The sequence below is a fragment of the Streptomyces sp. NPDC046335 genome (assembly GCF_055587985.1).
This window is the reverse complement of sequence record NZ_JBVJFF010000010.1, coordinates 68,466-89,572: the sequence shown is the minus strand read 5'-3', so window position 1 is coordinate 89,572 and position 21,107 is coordinate 68,466. Positions and strand designations below refer to the sequence as shown.

Here is a 21,107-nt window from a genome sequence, read left to right as displayed (position 1 = left end):
TCTTCGTTCGGTCTTCAGGTCGTCGACGGCGTCGTCGATCGGGTGTCGGGGTGGTGCGGTGGCGGCGGTACGGGGTGCGGCCGCAGATCGGCGAAGACACCGGCGACCGTCCGTACGAGGGGTGATGCGGGAAGCTCCTCCAGCGGAACCGGGCGGCCGCCCGCGTCGGACACCGGAAGGCGCCAGTTGGGGTGCACCGTGGAGGTGCCCGGCAGGTTCTGCGGGCGGCGGTCGCCCGTCGCGTCCGGCAGCCAGACCCCGAGCATCAGGGCCGGGGTGAGCGGCAGGAAGCGGTGCAGGGCCGCCACCTCGCCGTCCGGGGACGGCAGCAGGCCGAGCCGTGTCAGCTCGGCGAGCCAGCCGTCGCGCTCGGCAGCGGCTGTCGCCTTCTCCTCCCGCGCGGGGCGGGTCAACAGGCCGAGCCGCTCGCGCAGTTCGACGTGTTCACCGCTGAGCCAGGCCGCGGTGGTCGGCAGGTCGTGGGTGGTGAGGGTGGCCAGGCAGTTCGCGCGCCACTGGTCGGGCGGCAGCGGCCCGTGCCTGCCCTCGCTGCCGCCCACGTACTCGAAGCGCTGCACCGAGGTGCCGAGGATGCCGCGTCCGGCCAGCTCCTCGCGCACGCCCTTCTCCACCGTGCCCAGGTCCTCGCCGATGACGCACGCGCCCGCCCGGTGGGCCTCCAGGGTGAGCGCGCCCAGCATGGCCTGCGCGTCATACCGTACGTACGTGCCCTCGGACGGCGGGCGCCCCTCGGGGACCCACCACAGCCGGAAAAGGCCCATCACATGGTCGACGCGGAGTGCGCCCGCGTGCCGCAGGTTCGAGCGCAGCAGGTCCGCGAAGGGCCGGTAGCCCGCCGCGGCGAGCGCGTCCGGGCGCCAGGGCGGCTGGCCCCAGTCCTGGCCCAGCGGGTTGAAGTCGTCCGGTGGCGCGCCGACGCTCATCCCGGTGGCCAGACAGTGCTGGAGCGCCCAGGCGTCGGCGCCGTCCGGCGCCACCCCGACGGCCAGGTCGTGCACGAGCCCGACCGCCATGCCCGCGTCCTTCGCCGCCCGCTGCGCGGCGGCGAGCTGTTCGTCGGTGATCCACGCCAGCCAGCGGTGGAACGCGACGCTCTCCGCGAGCGCGTCGCGGGCCCGTGCCACGGCGGGGGAGTGCGGATCGCGCAGCTCCACGGGCCAGGCCCGCCAGTCCGCGCCGTGCACGTCGGCCAGCGCGCACCACGTGGCGAAGTCGGTGAGGCCCTGCCCCTCGCGCGCGGTGAAGGCGGCGAAGGAGGCCGCGCGGCCGGGGGAGAGCGGCACCGTGTGCACGACGCGCAGCGCCTGGTGCTTGAGGGCGCGGACCGTCTCCCGGTCGATGAGTGAACTGCCGTCAAGGACCGCGGAGTTGAGGGTTCGGGCGCGGGCGGTCAGGGCGTGCGCGGCGTCGCGTCCCGCCCGGTCCAGGTACGCGTACTCCGGGACCGCCTCCACCCGCACGTGCATCGGATCGGGGAAGCGGCGCGAACTCGGACGGTACGGGGAGGGGTCCGGCAGCGGCCCCGGCGGCACGGCGTGCAGCGGGCCGAGCTGGACGAAACCGGCCCCGAGGTCCCGCCCCGACCAGGTGGCGAGATCGGCGAGGTCCGACAGATCGCCCATGCCCCAGGAGCGGCGGGAGAGCACGGAGTAGAGCTGGACGAGGAAGCCCCAGGTGCGGCGGTCGGGCACGGCCACGCGGTCGGGGACGGCGAGCAGCGGGGCCCGCGCCTCGCGCCCGCCCACGCGCACCCGCAGGGTGTGGTGGCCGGGCGGCAGCGGAGCATCCGCCGGCAGGGTTCCGCCGCCCTCCACCGCCACCTCGGCCACACCGCGGAGGGGCAGCGTCACGCCCTTACCGGCGCGCGTCACGACGCAGGGCGGCAGCAGCCGCGCGGCCAGCTCGCCGTGGTGGCGGTCCAGGGCCTCGCGTGCCGCGGACGGCGTGGTGGCGTCCACTCCGCAGGCGCCGAGGACCGCGACGAGGGTGCCGGAAGGGACGGAGACGCGCTGTCCCCGGTCGGTGGTGTACGCGGTCGCCACGCCGTGGGCGCGCGCGAGTTCGACGAGCGCGTCAGTCATGCGCCGCCTCCCTGCGGAGAGCGGGCACGGGGGAGCCCGGCGCCCGAGCGGGGGCGAAGAGGCGTTCCAGGACCGTCGCGACCCCGTCCTCGTCGTTGCCGGGCGCCGTCTCGTCGGCCATGGCCCGCAGCGCCGGATGTCCGTTGGCCACCGCCACGCCATGTCCCGCCCAGGCGAGCAGCGGGATGTCGTTGGGCATGTCGCCGAAGGCGATGGTGTCGGCGCCCGTGAAGCCGAGGAGCGCCGCCGCGCGTGCCACGCCCGCGCCCTTGGTGACGCCGGGCGGCAGCACCTCCACCATGCCCTTCACCGAATGCACCACGGAGACCGCGTCACCGCACAGCTCGGCGACGGTGGCGGCGACATCGTCCTCGGGCACATCCGGGTGGTGCAGTACGAGCTTGTCGATGGGCGAGGTCCACAGCAGGGCCCGGTCGGTGGTGACGTCCCAGCCGTGCCTGACGCGTTCCCCGAAGCGGGGGGTGACCTTGAAGCGGCTCTCGGGCGGTGCCGTGACGACACCGAGTTCCAGGGTGCCGAGCACCGCCTCGGCGCGCTCCACCACGTCGCGGGCGAGGTCCAGGTCGAGCGCGACGGACTCCAGGAGCTGGTCGGTGGCCGCGTCGTAGAGCTGGGCGCCCTGTCCGCACACGGCCAGACCCCGGTAGCCGAGCCCGGCCAGGAAGTCCTTGCAGGCCGTCGCGGGACGCCCGGTGACGACCAGGTGGTGCGCCCCGGCCTCCGCGACGAGAGCCAGAGCCCGGCGAGTGCGCTCGGAGACGGTCAGATCACCGCGGAGCAGGGTGCCGTCCAGGTCCGTGGCGACGACACGGTAGGGCGGATCGGTCACCGGCACGGTGTCCCAGGTGACACGGCCCGACCGCAGCGTCAGCATCAGCGCCAGGTCGCGGCCGTCCTGCGGCCCGTCGACGCGGCCCCGGAACACTCCGTCGCCGGCCGGTTCGAGGGCCACGAGCGCGGCCCCGCTGCCGGTGGGCACCGGCTCGTCGGAGGCCAGCGCCTCGGCGGCGGACTCGCGCGCGTCGACGGTCCCGGCGGCGGCCGATGCCACGATCTGGACCCGTTCGAGGCCCGGGTGGCGGTAGGTCACCGTCAGCGTGCCGCCCTGCGCGCGGGTCACCCGGCAGCGCTCGCGGATCAGGTCCGCGAGGTCAGGGCGGTCCGCCGCGCGGGCCACCTCCGCGCAGCGGGCGAAGTCGGCACGCGCGTACGCGGCCTCGAAGAGACGCTCGTACGCCGTCGCGTCCAGCGGGGCGACCCGCCCGTAGGCGGCGAGGTCACCGCGCTCGGCGGCGACGCGCGCGATGAGGTCGCGGTGCTCGTGCCGGGCCGCGTCGGACAGCCGGTCGAACCAGCCGTACCCGATGGCCTCCTCGTCGGGGAAGCGCAGCGGCTCGCCGCGCAGCAGGGAGGCGAAGGCGGCGAGCCGCGCATCGGCGGCACGCTCCCAGGTGAACTCCCGTGCGGTGCGGCGGGCGTTGGCGGACAGGCGGGCGTAGGTGTCCGGGTCGTGGCGGAAGACGGCGGCGGCTTCCCTGATGCGCGCGGCGAGCTCACGGGCAAGGGCTGGATCGTCGTCGTGGAACGAGCCGCGTACGGCGAACCCGGTCGCCGCCGGGTCGGTGAGCGGCAGCGCGTGCCGGAAGTGCGCGGTGACCTGCTGGGCGGTGGCGATGGGCACCGCCCCGCACGCCATCGCCTCGGCCTGGGCGATGAGGAAACCGTCCAGCTCGAACTTGGACGGGTAGACGCAGAAGTCCGCGCAGGAGGCGTGCGCGAAGAGGGTGTCCTCGTCGGCCAGCCGCCAGTCGAGGTGGACCTGGCCCGGATGGCGGTCGGCGACCTGCTGGAAGTAGGCGTTGGCGGCGCCCGTCGACTCCTGGCCGCCCCGGCCGGTCGAGCAGCGGATGACGAAGCTGACCTCCGGGTCGGTGGCGAGGACCTCCTCGATCGCCCGCACCAGCTCCAACTGGCCCTTGTGGTGCACCGCGTAGCGGGCCGCGTGGTAGAAGACGGGGCGCGCGGGATCGAGTCCGAGCGCACGCAGGACCTCGTCACGGTCGACGGCGGCCGGGTCGCGGTCCAGCCAGCTCTCCGCGATGCCGCAGCCGCCCACCAGGAGCTTGTGGGCCTGCTCGCGCAGCCGCCGCGCGACCGGCAGGGTGTCGAAGAGCGCCTCCACGGGGGTGTCGCGGAAGGTGCTGTAGTACGCGCGCTGTCCGGGCGACACGAAGTCCACGAGATCGGCGTGCTCGGTGACCAGCGGGAAGAGCCCGACGTGGTCGGGGCCGTACTCGTCGTGCATGCGGGTGCCGGCCAGGGCACGGGACATCACCGCCGTGGCGCTGCCTTCCACGGGAGGCGGCGCGTCGAGGGCGTCGAGGGCTACGGCGTCGCCCACCCCGAACAGGTCGAGGAGCCGTTCCACCTGCGGCCGGTAGAGCTTCTGCGTGACGGGCGCGTTGGCGGCGACCGTGACGGCGGTGCGCAGCCGCGGGGCCGCGCCGAGAACCGGCGGCAGCAGCCAGGTGTAGGACGGCTCGAAACCGTGCACCACGGCCGGCTCGTCGCCGGTCAGCTCGTCGAGGAAGCGCACCGCGTCCACCTGGAAGACCAGCGGCTTGAAGTGCGCGAGGTCGCGCCCCACCGTGCCCGGCGGCGGGTACAGGCGGTCGGGGAGCAGATCCAGGTGGGCGTTGGACAGGAAGTACACGTCGACGCCGTCAAGACGGAGCCGGTGGGCGCGTGTGGTCACGTCGAGGGTGACCTCACCCGGATGGTCCGGCCACGCCTCGGGATCCAGGACCAGCGGCACCGAGTGCTCGCGGCGGTAGGCCGTCTCCTCGATCGCGAAGTCCTCCCGCAGCGCGTCCAGGAGGCCGTGCGCCGGGGTGATCACCGAGACGCGGTGACCGCGCGCCGCGTAGGCACGCGACAGGTTCCACACGAGCGGTGAGAGACCGCCGCGCATCAGGCGGCCGTCGAAACCGCCGCACTCGAAGGAGACATGGATGATGTGCACGGAAGAAGCGCTCCCTCACTGTGCGGGGACGGCGCGCGCCGAAGCGGCGCACGGTCCCGGCCGGTCGATGTGTGCGGCGCCGCGGCCGATGGCCCCGATCACGGCCGCACCCCGTCTGCCACCTGCTGCACGCCGCCGTCCTCCAGGACCACCGCCGAGACCAGATCGGCGCCCGGCGGCACGGTGGCACCGGGCAGGACGACGCTGCGCCGCACCCTGGCCCCGGCACCGATACGGACGCCGGGGAACACCACGCTGTCCTCCACCAGGCCGTGGTTGACCAGGTCGGCGGGGACCACGGAGTCCCGTACGCCGGGGGCGCGGGCCACCCGGCGGCGCGCCACCTCGGGCGCGAGGGTCCAGGGCATCCGCTCGACGGGCAGCGCGGGCGGGCCCGGCGGTCCTGGCTGCGGGGAGGCGAGGGCGAGGTGCGCGCGGTGGTAGCGCTCGACGGTGCCGATGTCCTGCCAGTGCCCGGCGACCTCGTGGCCGCGGATGTGCTCCCCGGCCGCGAGCATCGCCGGGATCACGTCGCGGCTGATGTCGTGCTGCCAGTCCGTGCCGTCGAGCAGCTCCAGGTGGCGGCGGAGCACGCGCGCGTCGAAGACGCAGAACGCGGCGAAGACCAGGTCGCTCGTGGGGTTCTCGGGCTTCTCGACGAACGCCGTCAGATGCCCCGTGGCGTCGAACTCGACCATGCCGAAGAGGTGCACCCAGCGCGGTTCGATGCGCTGGTACGCGACGGTCAGCGCGGCCCCCGACGCCCGGTGCTCCTCGATCAGGGGCCCGTAGTCGAAGCGGTAGACGTGGTCGGCGTGGAGCACGAGGACCTGCTCGGCGTCGCCGCCGAAGACGTACTCGCTCTTGCGGATCAGCGCGTCGGCGGTGCCGCGCTCCAGCGGCCACGTGCGCTCGGGCAGTTCGCTCGGCAGGCCGTCGTCGGCCGTGCGGTAGGCGTGGTCGTACGGGCCGAAGTGCACCCGGAAGTCCGCGGAGGTGTTCCACACCCGGTGCAGGTCGTCCATCAGCTGCCGCTCCTCGTACTGGGAGAGCAGCACGACCTCGCCGAGCCCGGAGGCCCGCGCGTTGGCCAGGCTGAAGTCGATGAGGCGGCAGGCGCCGCCGTAGGGCACCAGGGGCTTGAGGCGGCCGGTGCCGAGGGGGCCCATGCGCCGGCCCTCGCCGCCCGCGAGCAGCACGGTCCGTACCGCGTCCGGCTCAGCCATGCCGCACCTCGTCCCAGGTCACGCGTCCGGAGGAGAGGGTGAGCAGCAGCCATGCGCCGGGGCGCTCCGGCGCGGGTCCCGCGAACTCGCCGGGGGCGGTGCGGGCCAGCGGCCGTACCTCGGGCCGTGCCCGGCCGTGGGCGTCGGGCGGCGCGGGCAGGACCAGTTCGACACGGTCCGCGTGCGCGAGCCGGTAGCCGAGCCGTCCTTCGGGCAGGAGCGCGAGGCGGGTGCGCAGCCGGGTCACGTCCTCGGCGGGCACCGCGTCCGGGCGGCTCCGGACCACCCGCTCGCAGGTGGCGAAGTCGGCGCGCCGCCAGGCGGCGTCGAAGAACCGCCGGGCGGCGCCGTCGTCCAGTGGGGCCAGGCGCTCGTACGCGGCGAGGTCACCGTGCTCGACCGCCGCGTCGACGGTGAGCAGGTCGTCCGGCAGCAGCTCCGTCCAGCCGTGGCGCAGGGCGCGTCCGGCGGGCAGTTGTGCGGGCTCGCCGCGCCAGAGCCGGGTGAAGGCGGCCAGGTGCAGGTCGGCGCAGTGCTCCCAGGTGAAGGTGCGGGCGACGGCGGCCGAGCGGTCGGCCAGCTCCCGGTAGCGGCCGGGGTCGTCGGCCCACAGGGCCACCGCCTCCTTGACGCGTGCCGTCAGCGCGGCGGTCAGCAGCTCGTCGTCCTCGGCGAACGACCGGTTCACCGCGAAGCCGGTGGTGGTCCCGGGTCCGTCCGCGTGCCGGAAGTGGGCCATGCCCCGCTGGTCGGTGGCGATGGGGACCGCGCCGGCCGCCATCGCCTCGCCCTGCGCGATCAGGAACGTGTCCATCTCAAACTTGGAGGGGAAGAGGCAGAAGTCGGCGGACGCGGCGTACTCGAAGACGCTCCGCTCGTCCACGCGCTCCCACTCCAGGTGCAGCCGGCCCGGGTGCCGCCGGGCGATCTCGTGGAAGAACGGGTCGTCGATGCCGTCGGCGGAGATGCAGCGCACGACGAAGTTGGCGGCGAGCCCGTCGGACAGGACGCGGTCCACCGCGCGCAACAGCTCCACCTGGCCCTTGTGGTGGACCGCGTAGCGCGCGTTGTGGAAGAAGGTGGGCAGCGCCGGGTCGAGGCCGAGGCCGCCGAGCACCTTGTCCCGGTCGACGTCGGCGGGGTCCCAGCCGAGCCACTCGTCGGAGATCGCGCAGCCGCCCACGAACATCTTGTGCGCGTTGCGCCGCACCACGTCGGCGATCGGCAACCGGGCGAAGAGCTGCTCGAAGGGCGTGTCCCGGAAGGACGCGTAGAAGTCGAGCTGTCCCTCGGAGAGGAAGTCGATCAGGTCGGCGTGCTCGGCGGTCAGTTCGTAGACCGCGACGTGGTCGGACGGGTAGTCGTAGTGCAGATGGGTGAGCTGCTGGTACTGGCGGATCGCCGCGGGAAGCGCGTCGGCGGTGTCCGGCGCGGGCAGGGAAACATCCACCCCCAGTTCGTCGAGGAGCCGCCGCACCTTGGGCGCGTACACCTTCTTGGTGATCGGCATGTTGCTCTGCACATTGCTGACGACCAGCTTCGAGGGGTCGTCGCGCAGCGCGGCGGGCAGCAGGTAGTGGTAGTACGGCTCGTGGGCGTGCACGAGGGCCTTCTCGTCGCCGAACCACGTGCGCAGGAACCGCACGCTGTCGACCTGGAAGACGAGCGGCTTGAAGAAGACCAGATCGCTGCCCTTGGCCGAGTACGGCGGATAGAACGTCTCCGGCAGCTTGTTGAGGTAGTCGTCGGCCAGGAAGTACAGGTCGACCCCGTCGAGGCGGATGCGGTGGGCGGTGGTGCGCAACTGGAGGGAGACCTCGGCGGGGAAGCCCCGCCACACCTGGGGGTCGAGGACGATCGGCACCGTGTGGACGTCCTCGTACGGCAGGTCCTCGACCTCGTACCGCTCGCGGAGGTCGTCGAGCCGGCCGTGGGCCGGGGTGACGATGGAGACCCGGTGGCCGCGCGCGGCGAAGGCCCGGGAGAGGTTCCACAGGTACACCGAGGTGCCGCCCTGCAGAAAGGTGTGGTCGAAGCCGCAGCACTCGAAGTACGTCTCGATGATGTGCAGGCGCGGGTCGGTCGGCTCGGTCACGGTCACGTCCTCGCGGAGGTAGAAGCGGAGGCGGGATGGAGGGCGGGGGTGCGCGCGCCGCCCAGCGTCAGGGCGTGGCGCAGGTCGATCGCGGCGTGGTAGGGGCGGGCGTGGGCGCAGTTGTAGGCGAGCTCGTGCAGCAGCCGCCGCAGGTACAGCAGGCGCCGCAGCGGGCTGTCGGCGGCCGGGCCGAGCAGCAGCCGCAGCACGCGCTCGCGCCACAGGTCGGCCGTGCGGAACACCTGGCCGAGGACGGCCCGGTCCGCGTCGGCCCAGCCGGGGGCGCCGTCCAGGGCGCCGCGCATCGTCTCCAGGGAGTCCACGCCGAGGCGCCGGGCGCTCTCGAACGCCGCCTCGTCGGCCGCGAAGTACTCCAGGGCGCGCTCCACGGCGACGAGGTCCTGGAGGGGCGACTGCGCGGCCCAGCCCGGCTCGTCGGGGCCGAGCGCCGGCGTGGAGAGGTCGATCACGCTCATCCGCCAGCCGGTGACGGCGCCGGGCCCGCACAGCAGGTGGGACAGGTGGAGGTCGCCGTGGCACGGGCCCGCCCCCGGCACCTCGCCGAGGCCGTCGAACGCCGCGCCCAGTGAGGCCACTTCGGACTCCAGGGCGGCGAACGCGGCACGCCAGGAGGGCTCGGGCAGGGCCACCTGCGCCCGGGCGAGTTCGGTCCGCCGCTCGGCGGCCCGCGCCAGGGCCTCCCGCGCCGGATACCCCGCGGGCGCGGGGCCGCCGAGCCGCGCCGCGAGGTCGCGGTGGAAGGCGTGCAGGAAGTTGCCGGCCGCGCGGAGCCGGTCCTCAAGCGGCAGCAGATGGGGCCGCACCACGTCGGCGGGTGACTGCCGGGCATCGGTCAGACGCGGCCACAGCGACCGCAGGTTCTCCCGCAGCGGCAGGTCGATGCCGTCGCCGGGGGCGTAGCGGTAGATCACGCCCAGCGGATGCCGGTCGCCCGTGACCGGGTCCGTGTAGGTGTAGTCGCCGACCCACGTGGGGGTGTGCCCGGTGCCGCTCATGCGGCGCAGCAGCTCCGGTTCGCGTACGGCGTCGTCGAGCCTGCGGTAGGTCTTGTGGATGTGCGGGACCCCCGCGATGTCCACCAGGGACAGGGCGTTGGAGGACCAGCCCTGCTCGAAGGGGAGTCTGCGCACCTCGGGCGCGGGCCCGCCCGCACCGCGGAAGCGTACGGTGCCGCCGCGCGCGGTCACCAGCTCCCCGCCGGAGCAGGCACGGGCGACGGCTGCGGCGTCGAACTCCGTGCTGCCGTGCGCCTCCTCGATGCCCCGTGTGCCGCCGGGGCGCACGGGCAGGAAGAACCGCTGCCCGTGCGCGGGGCCGCCGACCGCGGCGACCACCAGGAGCAGCGCGGCCGAGCCGAGCACCGCGTGGTCGACGCGTTCGTAGCGGTCGGCCATGCGGCCGTCCTCGGACATCCAGGGCGCGGTGCGCAGCAGCGGTTCGAGGTCTTCGTCGCGGATCATGCGGCGTCTCAACTCCCGGTCATGTCGAATCGGTTGATGCCGCGCCGCCACACGGCGAGGGCCGTGAGCACCGCCCCCGCCGTCACCACGGGCAGCCACACCAAGAGGCCCGTGTCACCCGTCAGGAGGTAGACGCAGGGCACGTACGAGGTGAAGGCGAAGGGCAGCACCCAGGTCAGCAGGGAGCGCAGCGAGGAGTGGTAGATGTCCAGCGGGTAGGAGGCGAACTCCGACACCTGTGTGGCGGCGTACATCGCGGGCAGGCTCGTCACGGTCCAGAAGGACAGCGAGGCGAAGAACAGCTTCACGGCGGTGTGGATCAGCGCGCCGCAGAGCACCAGCAGCGGCGCGAGCGCCCACTGCAATGCCGTCGGGTCCAGGCCGAGTTCACTGCCCGCCCAGGTCACGAGCACTACGCCGACGATCAGCTCGCCGAGCCCGTCGGGGTGGAAGAAGCGCTCGGACAGCAGGGAGAACAGCGGGTTCACCGGCCGGATGAGGTAGCGGTAGAACTCACCGCGCTGCACCAGCTTGCGGCCCAGCTCCCAGAGCTGGTCGGTGAAGAGGTGGTCCAGGCCGCGCGGCAGCAGGGAGAAGCCGAGCAGGAAGAGCACCTCGTGGTACGACCAGCCGCCCACCGAGGGCACCTGGCGGAAGACCAGCCCCACCACGGCCGTCTGGATGCCGACGCGCACCAGGAACGCCCCGGCGCCGAGCACGAAGTCGAGCCGGTAGGCGGCAAGGCGGTGCAGGCCGACGCCGCCGAGGAAGAAGGAGAGGCGGATGTACCGCAGAGCCGTGCGCGTCATCCGCCGAGCACCTCCAGGCGTCCGGTGGCGGCGCGCCACAGCACCGTGGACAGACCCGCGAGGACCACGACCCAGCCCGCCTGCTGGGCCAGCACCCCGAGGGCTCCCGCGACCCCCTCGTACCGCCCGAGGAGCAGGGTCAGCGGGCCGTCGACCATGCCTCTGAACGGCAGCGCCATGGCGACGGCCGCCAGGGGGCCCGGCATCAGCGCGATCGGCACGAGCTGTCCGGCGAAGAACGCGACCACGCTCTGCTTGAGCATCCGCACGCCCCAGGTGTTGGTGGTGAGGAAGCCGGTCATGCCGGTCAGCAGGTTCACGCAGAAGGCGATGAGCACCGACAGGAGCGTGGAAAGGGCGAACAGCGCGGCGTCCCCGGCGGTCGGCGCCGTCATCGGGACGAGGAAGGAGAACAGCAGCAGGACGGGGACGCCGACGAGCAGCGCGTTGGCCGCCACCACCGGCAGACAGGCGGCGAACCGCACCAGCGGATAGCTGACCGGACGCACCAGCATCACCGCCACGTCGCCGCGGTAGACCTCGGCGGCCACCTCGTCGTCGACGCGGTTGGCGTGAAGCACCTGGAGCACCTGCGCCACCAGGAGGTACGTGGTGATGCCGGCCGACGTGAACCCGCCGGGCCCGGCGCCGGGCGAGCCCGCGTACACGGCCCGCCACAGGAAGACCGTCACGGCTGCCCCCGCCGCCGCGGTGACCCCGGTGACGAAGAACATCGAGCGGTACTGGAGCAGCGACTGGAGCCCGCCGGTGGCGAAGGGCACATAGCGGCGGGTGCGGGTCACCACACTCATGCGGCACCGCTTTCGGCGGGCGCGGCCTGCTCGTCCTTGGACCGGCTCTCGTCGGCGTCGCGTTCGTAGACGCGCCGCAGGACGTCCTCCAGGTCGGGCTCGGGGGCGTAGCAGTCCGCCAGGTCGAAGCGGTCCAGGAGGAAGGCGAGCACCTGCCGTGAGGTGAAGGCCGCGACCGGATAGTCCACCCGGATGCGCCCGCCGTCGTCCTCGCTCGCCCGCACACCGGGCAGCCCGCGCTCGATCTCCTCGCAGGCGGCGGGCAGGGGCAGCGGGTCGCGGTGGTCGAAGGTGACGCTGCGCCGGTCGGCGGTGCGCAGCAGGTCGTGGATGGTGCCCTGGTGGACGACCCGGCCGCGGTCGACGACCAGGGCGCTGTCGCAGATCGCCGCGATGTCACCGATGTCGTGGCTGGTGAGCACGACGGTGGTGTCGAGCTCCCGGTTGGCGCGGTTGACCAGGACCCGCACCGCCTCCTTGAGGACCATGTCGAGCCCGATGGTGGGTTCGTCCCAGAAGACGACGGCCGGGTCGTGCAGCAGGCTCGCCGCGATCTCGGCGCGCATCCGCTGGCCGAGGCTCAACTGCCGTACGGGCGTGGTGCCCAGGGCGTCGATGTCGAGCAGTTCGCGGTAGAGCCGCAGGTTACGGCGGTAGACAGGATCGGGGATGTCGTAGATCCGGCGCAGGATGCGGAAGGAGTCGGGCACCGACAGGTCCCACCACAGCTGGCTGCGCTGGCCGAAGACGACGCCGATGGAGCGGGCGTTGCGCTGCCGCTCCCGGTAGGGCTCGATGCCCGCGACCAGACAGCGCCCGGAGGTGGGCGTCATGATGCCGGTCAGCATCTTGATGGTGGTGGACTTCCCCGCTCCGTTGGCCCCGATGTACGCGGTCCTCGAACCGGCGGGGATCTCGAAGGAGACCCCGTCCACCGCGCGGATGATGCGGTGCTCGCGGGTGAAGAGGGTGGAGAGCGCGCCGAGGAGACCGGGGCCGCGTTCGGCGATACGGAACTCCTTGGTGAGGTTCTCCGCGACGATGACGGGTTCCGAGCCGGTCACGGTGACGTCACCCGCTCGATGGCCTCGGCCAGGATGCGCACGCCGTCGTCGAGCTCGGCATCGGTGAGCGTGAACGGCGGGGCGAGCCGGATGATGTGCCCGCCGACCGAGGTCCGCAGGCCCAGGTCGAGCGCGGTCGTGTAGACGTCACGGGCGATGTCGGGAGCGGGTGTCCGGCTCTCCTTGTCGGTCACGAATTCGAGCCCGGCCAGGAGCCCGGCCCCGCGGACGTCGCCGAGCTGCTCGTACCGCTCGCGCAGGGCGCGGAGCCGCTCGTCGAGCGACGCGCCCAACTCCCGTACGCGTTCGGTGAGCCGGTCGCGTTCGATGACGCCGAGCGTGGCGCGCGCGGCGGCGATGCCGAGCGGGTTGCTCGCGTAGGTGGAGGCGTACGACCCGGCCTTCGCGGCGTCGGGTGAGCGCAGCAGTCCGGCGCGGCCCGCGAGCACCGCGAAGGGGAAGCCGTTGGCCATGCCCTTGGAGAGGACCACCAGGTCCGGTTCGATGCCCAGGGCCTCGCTCGCGAGGAAGGTGCCGGTGCGTCCGCCGCCGGTCAGCACCTCGTCGGCGACCAGCAGCACGCCGTTGGCGCGGCAGGCCTCCGCGATCTGCTCCCAGTAACCGGGCGGCGGGACGATCACGCCGGCCGCGCCGAGGACCGGTTCGAAGACGAGCGCGGAGACGTTCGGCTTCTCGGCGATGTGCTTGCGCACCAGCGAGGCGCAGCGCACCTCGCACGAGGGGTACTCCAGGTCGAGCGGGCACCGGTAGCAGTACGGCGAGTAGCCGAGGACGCTGTTCCCGGCGAAGGCCTGGTTGCCGATGTCCCAGTGCACCAGCATCCGGGCGCCCATCGTCTTGCCGTGGAAGCCGTGGCGGAGCGCGCCGAGCCGGTTGCGGCCCGGGGGAGCGGTCGCCTGCACCACGCGCAGCGCGGCCTCGACGGCCTCGGCGCCGGTGGAGAAGAAGGCGTACGTGTCCAGGTGCTCGGGCAGCGACCGGGCGAGCAGGTCGAGGAGTTCGTCCCGACCCTCGGTCGCGCTGTCGTGCACGTTCCACAGCCGGGCGGCCTGCGTGGTGAGCGCGTCGACGACCTCCGGGTGGCAGTGGCCGAGCGACTGCGTGAGGGTGCCCGCGGCGAAGTCGAGGTAGTCCCCGCCGTCCAGATCGGTCAGCACGGTACCTCGGCCGTGCGCGAAGACGCGCTGCCCCAGAGCGGTTTCCTCCGAGGCGCCGGGCGCCAGGTGGGCGGCCTCCCCGGCCAGCTGTGCGCGCTGGCGGTGACCTGTCACTGCTGCCCCCAGTCATGGTTCCGATCGTGCGTCAAGTGCGTCTACCGAGACCCGAGTTGAGCGGTGCCCCGGTGAACACGGACCGAGTCAAACAAGCCGCCGACGCCTTTGGCAAGAGCTTTCAGAAACTTTCAGACAGCCCTTGCGGCGATCGGGTCGGCTCTGCTTGAGTCATGGAGCCGCTTCGAGTACGAGGAGGGAACCGTGGACACGCACCCCCTTGCCGCCCCGCAGAGCGGGCGGCTTCCTTGAAGGCTCTGGTCCTGGCGGGCGGAACGGGCAGCCGACTGCGGCCGTTCACCTTCACCAGCGCCAAGCAACTGCTGCCCATCGCCAACAAACCCGTGCTCTTCTACGGTCTGGAGGCCATCGCCGCGGCCGGGATCACCGAGACCGCGATCGTGGTCGGCCGGCACGGCACGGAAATCCGCGAAGCCGTCGCCGACGGCGCCCGGTTCGGGCTGCGGATCACCTATCTGCACCAGGAAAGACCACTGGGCCTCGCCCACGCGGTGCTGCTCGCCAGGGAGTTCCTCGCCGACGACGACTTCCTGCTCTACCTCGGCGACAACTACCTGCAAGAGGGCCTCACCGGATTCGTCCGGCGCGCCGAGACCGAGGGGAGCGCGGCCCGGCTGCTGCTCACCCCGGTGGCGGACCCCACGGCCTTCGGCGTGGCCGAACTCGACGAGCACGGCGACGTCCTGCGACTGGAGGAGAAACCGGACCGGCCACGCAGCGACCTCGCCCTCATCGGCGTCTACGCCTTCGGCCCGCAGATCCACACCGCGGTCCGGGCCATCAGCCCATCGGGACGCGGCGAGCTGGAGATCACCGACGCCGTGCAGTGGCTGATCGAACAGGGCATGCGCGTGTCCGCCGAGACCACCGAGCGGCCCTGGCGCGACACGGGCAGCGTCGAAGACCTCCTTGAGGTCAACCGGCAGGTGCTCGACGGCATGACGGGCCTCGTCGAGGGCAAGGTCGACGCGCACAGCACCCTCGTCGGCAGGGTGCGGGTCGCCGAGGGCGCCGTCATACGCGGCTCCCACGTGGTCGGCCCGGTGGTGATCGGCGCCGGTACCGTCGTCAGCAACAGCAGCATCGGCCCCTACACATCCATCGCCGAGGACTGCCGGATCGAGGACAGCGCCATCGCGCACTCCGTACTGCTGCGCGGCGCGCAGGTCGAGGGGGCCTCCCGCATCGAGACCTCCCTGATCGGCCGGGGCGCCGCGGTGTCCCCCGCGCCCCGTCTTCCCGGCGCCCACCGGCTCGTCATCGGAGACCACAGCAGAGTGCAGCTCACCTCATGACCGGCAATGTCCCGGCGCACGCCGCCGGCCCCCGGACCGCGGGCACCGGCCGCGGCTCCCGCATCCTCGTCACCGGCGGCGCGGGCTTCATCGGCTCCGCCTACGTCCGTACGCTGCTCGGGCCCGGCGGCCCGGGCGCGGCGGTGACCGTCCTCGACAGCCTCACGTACGCGGGCAGCCTCACCCGGCTCGCGGCGGTGCGCGACGACCCCCGGTTCACCTTCGTGCACGGCAGCGTCTGCGACGCGGAACTGGTCGACGCGCTGGTGGCCGGCCACGGGCAGATCGTGCACTTCGCCGCGGAGTCCCACGTGGACCGCTCCATCGCGGGCGGCGCCGACTTCACCCGCACCAACGTGCTCGGCACGCAGACGCTGCTCGACGCCGCACTGCGGCACGGCGTGAGCCCCTTCCTGCACGTCTCCACCGACGAGGTGTACGGCTCACTGCCGCACGGCGCGGCCACCGAGGAGTCCCCGCTCGCGCCCAACTCGCCCTACGCGGCGTCGAAGGCGGCATCCGACCTCATCGCCCTCGCCCACCACCGCACCCACGGCCTCGATGTCAGGGTCACCCGCTGCTCCAACAACTTCGGCGCCCACCAGCACCCGGAGAAGCTCATCCCGCGCTTCCTCGCAGCCCTGCTCGACGGGGAGAGCGTGCCGCTGTACGGCGACGGGCTCCAGATACGGGACTGGCTGCACACGGAGGACCATGTGCGCGGCCTGGAGCTGGTGCGCACCGGAGGGCGGCCCGGCGAGGTGTACAACATCGGCGGCGGCACCTCCCTGACCAACCTGGAGCTGACCCACCGGCTGCTCGCCCTGTGCGGCGCCGACCCGGCCCGCATCACCCACGTCACCGACCGCAAGGGCCACGACCGGCGCTACGCCGTGGACCACACCAAGATCAGCACGGAGCTCGGCTACCACCCGCGGGCCGACTTCGACGAGGCCCTGGCCCGTACCGTGCGCTGGTACCGCGAGAACCGCGCCTGGTGGCAGCCGCTGCTGCCGGCCCGCTGTTAGGCGGTGCGACGGTCCTCCCGCCGCCCCGACGCGGTCGAGTCGCGTACGACCAGCTCCGGCAGGAAGACGAACTCGCTGTGCGGGGCGGGGGTGCCGCCGATCTCCTCCAGGAGCGTGCGGACCGCGGCCTGGCCCATCGCCTGGACGGGCTGGCGGATGGTGGTCAGCGGGGGATCGGTGAAGGCGATGAGCGGGGAGTCGTCGTAGCCGACCACCGAGATGTCGCGGGGCACGTCGAGGCCACGCTCGCGGGCGGCACGGACCGCGCCGAGCGCCATCATGTCGCTGGCGCACACGATCGCGGTGCAGCCCCGGCCGATCAGCGTGTCCGCCGCGGCCTGGCCGCCCTCCAGGCTGTAGAGGGAGTGCGCGATCAGCTCCGCGGAGGCATCGGCCGTCATGCCGAGGCGCTCGCGCATGCCGAGCTGGAAGCCCTCGATCTTGCGCAGTACGGGCACGAACCGCCGGGGGCCCACCGCGAGGCCGATGCGGGTGTGGCCGAGCGAGGCCAGGTGGGTGACGGCGAGTCGCGCCGCGGCCCGGTCGTCGGTGGAGACGAATGGCGCCCGCACCTTGGCGGAGAAGCCGTTCACCAGGACGTAGGGCACACCCTTGCCGCGCAGCACCTCGTACCGCTCCATGTCGGCGGTGGTGTCGGCGTGCAGTCCGGAGACGAAGATGATCCCGGAGACGCCGCGGTCCACCAGCATCTCGGTCAGCTCGTCCTCGGTGGAGCCGCCGGGGGTCTGGGTGGCGAGCACGGGCGTGTAGCCCTGGCGGGTCAGGGCCTGGCCGATGACCTGCGCGAGGGCGGGGAAGATCGGATTGTCCAGATCGGGTGTGATCAGGCCGACGAGGCCGGCGCTGCTGCGCTGCCGCAGCCGTGAGGGCCGGTCGAAGCCGAGCACGTCGAGCGCCGCGAGGACGGATTCCCGGGTGGCCGCCGCGACACCGGGCTTGCCGTTGAGTACCCGGCTCACGGTGGCTTCGCTGACGCCCGCCTGCGCTGCGATGTCGACGAGCCGTGCGGTCATGGACTGGACTGTACCTGTCATCAGCCCGCTTTCACACCGGACCCGCAAGAACGTGCAACCTTTCAGCAAGCTCACGTTCATGCAAGAAACTTGCAGCCTTGGAAGCGGAGTCCACGGCGAATGCCACCCACCTCAGGGCCGTGTCAAGCGCCTCGATGGCAACCGTAAGGACACGCAGCGGTAACAATGACCAACGCTTGCAGAAATTTCTCGCAAGGTCTTTCGGAGGCTTTTCAATCCTGTTACGTTCCCTGGCAACCCGGCGCCGCGTCCAGTGCGGCTCACCGGAGGCGCCTCTCGCCGAGATGCCGCCTCCCCTTGTTCTCGGGTTCAGTTGAAGGAGTTCACATGCGGCGTGGCATAGGGGCCACCGCGCTGGTCGCGGCCCTGACCTTGACGGCGGCAGCGTGCGGTGGTGACGACGGTGACAGCGGCAAGAAGAGCTCGGGCAAGCTCTCCGGCACCGTCACGTTCTGGGACACCTCGAACGACGCGGAGAAGGGGACCTACGAGAAGCTCGCCAAGGGCTTCGAGAAGCTCCACCCCGACGTCAAGGTCAACTACGTGAGCGTCGCGTTCGGCGAGGCCAACGCCAAGTTCAAGAACGCCGCCGGCGGCAACTCCGGCGCCCCCGACGTGATGCGCACCGAGGTCGCCTGGGTCGCGGACTTCGCCAACCTCGGCTACCTCGCCCCGCTGGAGGGCACCGCCGCGCTGGACAAGCCGGACGACTACCTCCCGCAGGCGGCGGCAAGCACCAAGTTCAAGGGCAAGACCTACGCGGTCCCGCAGACCATCGACACCCTGGCGCTCTTCTACAACAAGAAGATGCTCAAGAAGGCCGGTGTCCCGGTGCCCGCCACCTTCCAAGAGGTGAAGGCCGCCGCGAAGAAGATCAAGTCGAAGACCGGCAAGACCGGTCTCTACCTGCGCGGCGACGACCCGTACTACTACCTCCCGTACCTCTACGGAGAGGGCGGCGACCTCCTCGACACCAAGAACAAGAAGATCACCGCCGACGACCCCGAGGGTGTCGCCGCGTTCGAGGTGATGAAGGACCTGGTCGACTCCAAGGCCGCCACCACCGACGCGAGCGACGGCTACAACAACCAGCTGAACGCCTTCAAGGACGGCGAGGTCGCCATGGCCATCGACGGCCCGTGGTCCATCGAGGGCGCCATGCAGGGCAAGGAGTTCAAGGCGGACAAGGGCAACCTCGGTGTCGCCCCCGTCCCCGGCGGCAGTGACCGGCAGGCGGCCCCGCAGGGTGGCTGGAACCTCGCCGCCTACGCGGGCTCCGGCAACCTCGACGCGAGCTACGAGTTCATCAAGTACATGAGCTCCGCCAAGGTGCAGCAGCAGACCACCGAGAAGCTCAGCCTGCTGCCCACCCGCAAGTCGGTCTACGACGAGAAGTCCGTCAAGAACAACCAGATGGTGCAGTTCTTCAAGCCGGCCGTGGACAAGTCCGTGGAGCGCCCGTGGATCCCGCAGGCCAACTCCCTCTTCGAGCCGATCCGCCTCCAGATGGGCAAGGTGCTCAGCGGCAAGGCATCGCCGCAGGGCGCCGCGGACGGCGTCGGTGACGCCTACCGCAAGCTCCTCAAGGACTACAAGTAAGCAGCGGGAACGGGAAGAAGAGGAGGGCTGACCGCCTCATGGCTGTCGAGAGCGGCCAGTCGGTGGCGAAGGCCGCGGATGCCACGGGCATCCGCGGCCGCGGCCACCTGACCGGCAAGACCGACCGGACCGGCAAGAACCACCGGACCGGCAAGAGCCCCGGGCGCCTGCGCCGGGCGATGTCCACCCACTGGTACGCCTGGGCCATGGTCGCCCCCGTGATCACCGTGATCGGCGTGATCATCGGCTATCCGCTGGTGCGCGGCCTCTACCTGTCCACGACCGACGCCAACGAGGCGAACGTCGAGCGCACCATCGGCGTCAACCACATCCCGGCGACGTACACGTCGGTCGGCCTCGACAACTACACCGCGGTCCTCTCCGACGGCGTCTTCTGGGACCGGCTGACCTGGACGGTCATCTGGACCGTCTCCTGTGTCGCGCTGTCCTTCGCGCTCGGCCTGGCCCTGGCGAACATGCTCAACCGCAAGCTGGCGGGGCGCTCCTTCTACCGGATGGCGCTGATCCTGCCCTGGGCGGTGCCCGCCTTCGTCTCCGTGTTCACCTGGCGGCTGATCTTCAACGAGAAGAACGGCATCCTCAACAAGCTCCTGGCCGGCGGCGGCATCGACGCCGTCCCGTGGCTGAACGACCCCATGTGGGCCAAGATCTCGGTGATCACCGTCAACGTCTGGCTGGGCGTGCCGTTCATGCTGGTCGCCATGCTCGGCGGCCTCCAGTCCATCCCGGGCGAGCTGTACGAGGCCGCCGAGATGGACGGCGCGAGCCCCTGGCAGCGCTTCCGGCACATCACCCTGCCCGGCCTGCGGTCCGTCAGCAGCACGGTGATCCTCATCAGCAGCATCTGGACCTTCAACATGTTCCCGGTGATCTTCCTGCTCACCCGGGGCGGCCCAGGAGACGCCACCGAGATCCTGGTGACGTACGCCTACCGGCTCTCCTTCGTCGTGAGCCCCCGCGACTTCGCGGGCTCCGCGGCCTGGGGCGTGATCATTCTGCTGCTCCTTTCGCTCTTCGCGGTGGTCTACCGCCGCGCGCTCCGCAAGCAGGGAGAAGTCTGGTGACGACCGTGACGAACCGACCGACGGGGAACACGTCCAGGAGCGAGCCGAAGCCGAAGGTCAGACCGCGCGGCGAGCGCGGGCCGCTGGCCTCCGTGGGGCTCCACGTGACCCTGGTCATCGCCGCCGCCATCGCGGTCCTGCCGCCGCTGTGGCTGCTGATCACCTCGTTCAAGCCGCAGAGCGAGGCGTTCTCCACCGCCGTGGTGAAGGACTTCACGCTCGGCAACTACGACCACGTCATCAACGACACCGAGTTCGTGAGCTGGGTCGGAAACTCCCTGTTCGTCGTCGGCCTGACCACCGTCATCGGCGTCTTCATCTCCGCCACCACCGGTTACGCCGTCAGCCGCTTCAAGTTCCCCGGCATGCGGCCGCTGATGTGGCTGCTGCTGATCACCCAGATGTTCCCCGTCGCGGTGCTCATCGTGCCGCTCTACAACCTCCTCGCCAACCTGGGCCTGCTCAACCAGCCCATCGGCCTCGTCGTCACCTACCTGACGATCGCGGTGCCGTTCTGCGCCTGGATGATGAAGGGGTACTTCGACACGATCCCGGTGGAGATCGACGAGGCGGGGCGGGTGGACGGCCTCAACCCGTTCGGCACCTTCTGGCGGCTCATCGTGCCGCTGGCCAAGCCGGGGCTCGCCGTCACCGGCTTCTACAGCTTCATCACCGGCTGGGCCGAGGTCGCCTACGCGTCCGCCTTCATGACCGGCGAGGAGAACCTCACCCTCGCCGGCGGTCTGCAGACCTTTGTCAACCAGTACACCAGCGACTGGGGCTCGCTGACGGCCGCCGCGGTGATCGTCGCGGTCCCCGCCGCGGTGATCTTCGGCTTCGTCCAGCGCCACCTCGTCGGCGGGCTCACGGCCGGCGCGACAAAGTCCTGACCGACACCGCCGACCACCGATCCCGCCGGCCGCCGACCCCTCGGCCACCGACCCTTTCGGCCGTCGACCCCTTCGGCCACCGTCCTTTCGGCCGTTGATCCCTCGGCTGCCGATCCTTTCGGTCGTCGACCCCTTCGGCCACCGACCCTCTCGGCCGTCGATCCCTCGGCCACCGATCCCTTCGGCCACCGACCCCTTCGGCCACCGCAT

Annotated in this window: 15 protein-coding genes; 5 read left to right on the top strand and 10 right to left on the bottom strand. The window is 72.0% G+C overall.

Going from position 1 to position 21,107, the window contains the following annotated elements:
• Positions 1–14: 14 nt before the first annotated feature.
• The 9 genes from malQ to ACZ6JY_RS24855 all read right to left on the bottom strand — a co-directional run bounded on the left by malQ (position 15) and on the right by ACZ6JY_RS24855 (position 13,924).
• A complete protein-coding gene (gene malQ, locus ACZ6JY_RS24895) occupies positions 15–2,102 on the bottom strand; it encodes a 4-alpha-glucanotransferase (protein WP_469198952.1) in 2,088 nt (695 codons plus the stop codon).
• On the bottom strand, positions 2,095–5,145 hold the full coding sequence (locus ACZ6JY_RS24890; protein WP_469198950.1) for an HAD hydrolase family protein: 3,051 nt from the start codon (positions 5,143–5,145) through the stop codon (positions 2,095–2,097). The genes malQ and ACZ6JY_RS24890 overlap by 8 nt, the downstream gene beginning before the upstream one ends.
• A 98-nt stretch (positions 5,146–5,243) precedes the next feature.
• Positions 5,244–6,371, bottom strand: a complete 1,128-nt coding sequence (locus ACZ6JY_RS24885; RefSeq protein ID WP_469198948.1) for a sugar phosphate nucleotidyltransferase — start codon at positions 6,369–6,371, stop codon at positions 5,244–5,246.
• Positions 6,364–8,466: a glycosyltransferase gene (locus ACZ6JY_RS24880; protein ID WP_469198946.1), complete on the bottom strand. Its 2,103-nt coding sequence runs from the start codon at positions 8,464–8,466 to the stop codon at positions 6,364–6,366. The genes ACZ6JY_RS24885 and ACZ6JY_RS24880 overlap by 8 nt, the downstream gene beginning before the upstream one ends.
• 2 nt (positions 8,467–8,468) lie before the next feature.
• Positions 8,469–9,947 carry a hypothetical protein gene (locus ACZ6JY_RS24875; protein ID WP_469198944.1) on the bottom strand — a complete coding sequence of 493 codons (1,479 nt, stop codon included), beginning with the start codon at positions 9,945–9,947 and terminating at the stop codon, positions 8,469–8,471.
• 8 nt (positions 9,948–9,955) lie between these two features.
• Complete coding sequence (locus tag ACZ6JY_RS24870) at positions 9,956–10,756, bottom strand: ABC transporter permease (RefSeq protein ID WP_469198942.1); 801 nt, start codon at positions 10,754–10,756, stop codon at positions 9,956–9,958.
• Positions 10,753–11,568, bottom strand: coding sequence for an ABC transporter permease (locus ACZ6JY_RS24865; RefSeq protein WP_469198940.1), 816 nt, complete (start codon positions 11,566–11,568; stop codon positions 10,753–10,755). The genes ACZ6JY_RS24870 and ACZ6JY_RS24865 overlap by 4 nt, the downstream gene beginning before the upstream one ends.
• The gene (locus ACZ6JY_RS24860; RefSeq protein WP_469198938.1) at positions 11,565–12,632 is read right to left on the bottom strand and encodes an ABC transporter ATP-binding protein; all 1,068 of its coding nucleotides are present in this window, start codon (positions 12,630–12,632) and stop codon (positions 11,565–11,567) included. Before ACZ6JY_RS24860 ends, ACZ6JY_RS24865 begins: the two co-directional genes overlap by 4 nt.
• Positions 12,629–13,924: an aspartate aminotransferase family protein gene (locus ACZ6JY_RS24855; RefSeq protein WP_469198936.1), complete on the bottom strand. Its 1,296-nt coding sequence runs from the start codon at positions 13,922–13,924 to the stop codon at positions 12,629–12,631. Before ACZ6JY_RS24855 ends, ACZ6JY_RS24860 begins: the two co-directional genes overlap by 4 nt.
• Before the next feature lie 248 nt (positions 13,925–14,172).
• Here ACZ6JY_RS24855 and ACZ6JY_RS24850 point away from each other — a divergent pair, with 248 nt between their 5' ends.
• Positions 14,173–15,240 (top strand): glucose-1-phosphate thymidylyltransferase, encoded by a 1,068-nt coding sequence (locus ACZ6JY_RS24850; RefSeq protein ID WP_469198934.1) that lies wholly within the window; start codon positions 14,173–14,175, stop codon positions 15,238–15,240.
• A complete protein-coding gene (rfbB, locus tag ACZ6JY_RS24845; RefSeq protein WP_469198932.1) occupies positions 15,237–16,268 on the top strand; it encodes a dTDP-glucose 4,6-dehydratase in 1,032 nt (343 codons plus the stop codon). The genes ACZ6JY_RS24850 and rfbB overlap by 4 nt, the downstream gene beginning before the upstream one ends.
• On the opposite strand, the gene ACZ6JY_RS24840 is transcribed toward rfbB, so the two are convergent.
• The gene (locus tag ACZ6JY_RS24840) at positions 16,265–17,302 is read right to left on the bottom strand and encodes a LacI family DNA-binding transcriptional regulator (RefSeq protein WP_469198930.1); all 1,038 of its coding nucleotides are present in this window, start codon (positions 17,300–17,302) and stop codon (positions 16,265–16,267) included. The genes rfbB and ACZ6JY_RS24840 overlap by 4 nt on opposite strands.
• Before the next feature lie 348 nt (positions 17,303–17,650).
• Here ACZ6JY_RS24840 and ACZ6JY_RS24835 point away from each other — a divergent pair, with 348 nt between their 5' ends.
• Genes ACZ6JY_RS24835 through ACZ6JY_RS24825 form a run of 3 tightly spaced genes read left to right on the top strand, consistent with a single transcriptional unit; the run spans position 17,651 to position 20,897 of the window.
• A complete protein-coding gene (locus ACZ6JY_RS24835) occupies positions 17,651–18,922 on the top strand; it encodes an extracellular solute-binding protein (RefSeq protein ID WP_469198928.1) in 1,272 nt (423 codons plus the stop codon).
• Between the two features lie 38 nt (positions 18,923–18,960).
• The gene (locus ACZ6JY_RS24830; RefSeq protein WP_469198926.1) at positions 18,961–20,007 is read left to right on the top strand and encodes a carbohydrate ABC transporter permease; all 1,047 of its coding nucleotides are present in this window, start codon (positions 18,961–18,963) and stop codon (positions 20,005–20,007) included.
• Between the two features lie 5 nt (positions 20,008–20,012).
• Entirely contained in the window at positions 20,013–20,897 is an 885-nt protein-coding gene (locus ACZ6JY_RS24825) for a sugar ABC transporter permease (RefSeq protein WP_469199417.1), read from the top strand.
• The last annotated feature ends 210 nt before the right edge of the window (positions 20,898–21,107 follow it).

Excerpts from the sequence above, each read along its gene's own strand:
- malQ (WP_469198952.1), bottom strand. The coding sequence starts at position 2,102 with ATGACTGACGCGCTCGTCGAACTCGCGCGCGCCCACGGCGTGGCGACC.
- ACZ6JY_RS24885 (WP_469198948.1), bottom strand. The coding sequence starts at position 6,371 with ATGGCTGAGCCGGACGCGGTACGGACCGTGCTGCTCGCGGGCGGCGAG.
- ACZ6JY_RS24875 (WP_469198944.1), bottom strand. The coding sequence starts at position 9,947 with ATGATCCGCGACGAAGACCTCGAACCGCTGCTGCGCACCGCGCCCTGG.
- ACZ6JY_RS24870 (WP_469198942.1), bottom strand. The coding sequence starts at position 10,756 with ATGACGCGCACGGCTCTGCGGTACATCCGCCTCTCCTTCTTCCTCGGC.
- ACZ6JY_RS24865 (WP_469198940.1), bottom strand. The coding sequence starts at position 11,568 with ATGAGTGTGGTGACCCGCACCCGCCGCTATGTGCCCTTCGCCACCGGC.
- rfbB (WP_469198932.1), top strand. The coding sequence starts at position 15,237 with ATGACCGGCAATGTCCCGGCGCACGCCGCCGGCCCCCGGACCGCGGGC.
- ACZ6JY_RS24840 (WP_469198930.1), bottom strand. The coding sequence starts at position 17,302 with ATGACCGCACGGCTCGTCGACATCGCAGCGCAGGCGGGCGTCAGCGAA.
- ACZ6JY_RS24835 (WP_469198928.1), top strand. The coding sequence starts at position 17,651 with ATGCGGCGTGGCATAGGGGCCACCGCGCTGGTCGCGGCCCTGACCTTG.
- ACZ6JY_RS24830 (WP_469198926.1), top strand. The coding sequence starts at position 18,961 with ATGGCTGTCGAGAGCGGCCAGTCGGTGGCGAAGGCCGCGGATGCCACG.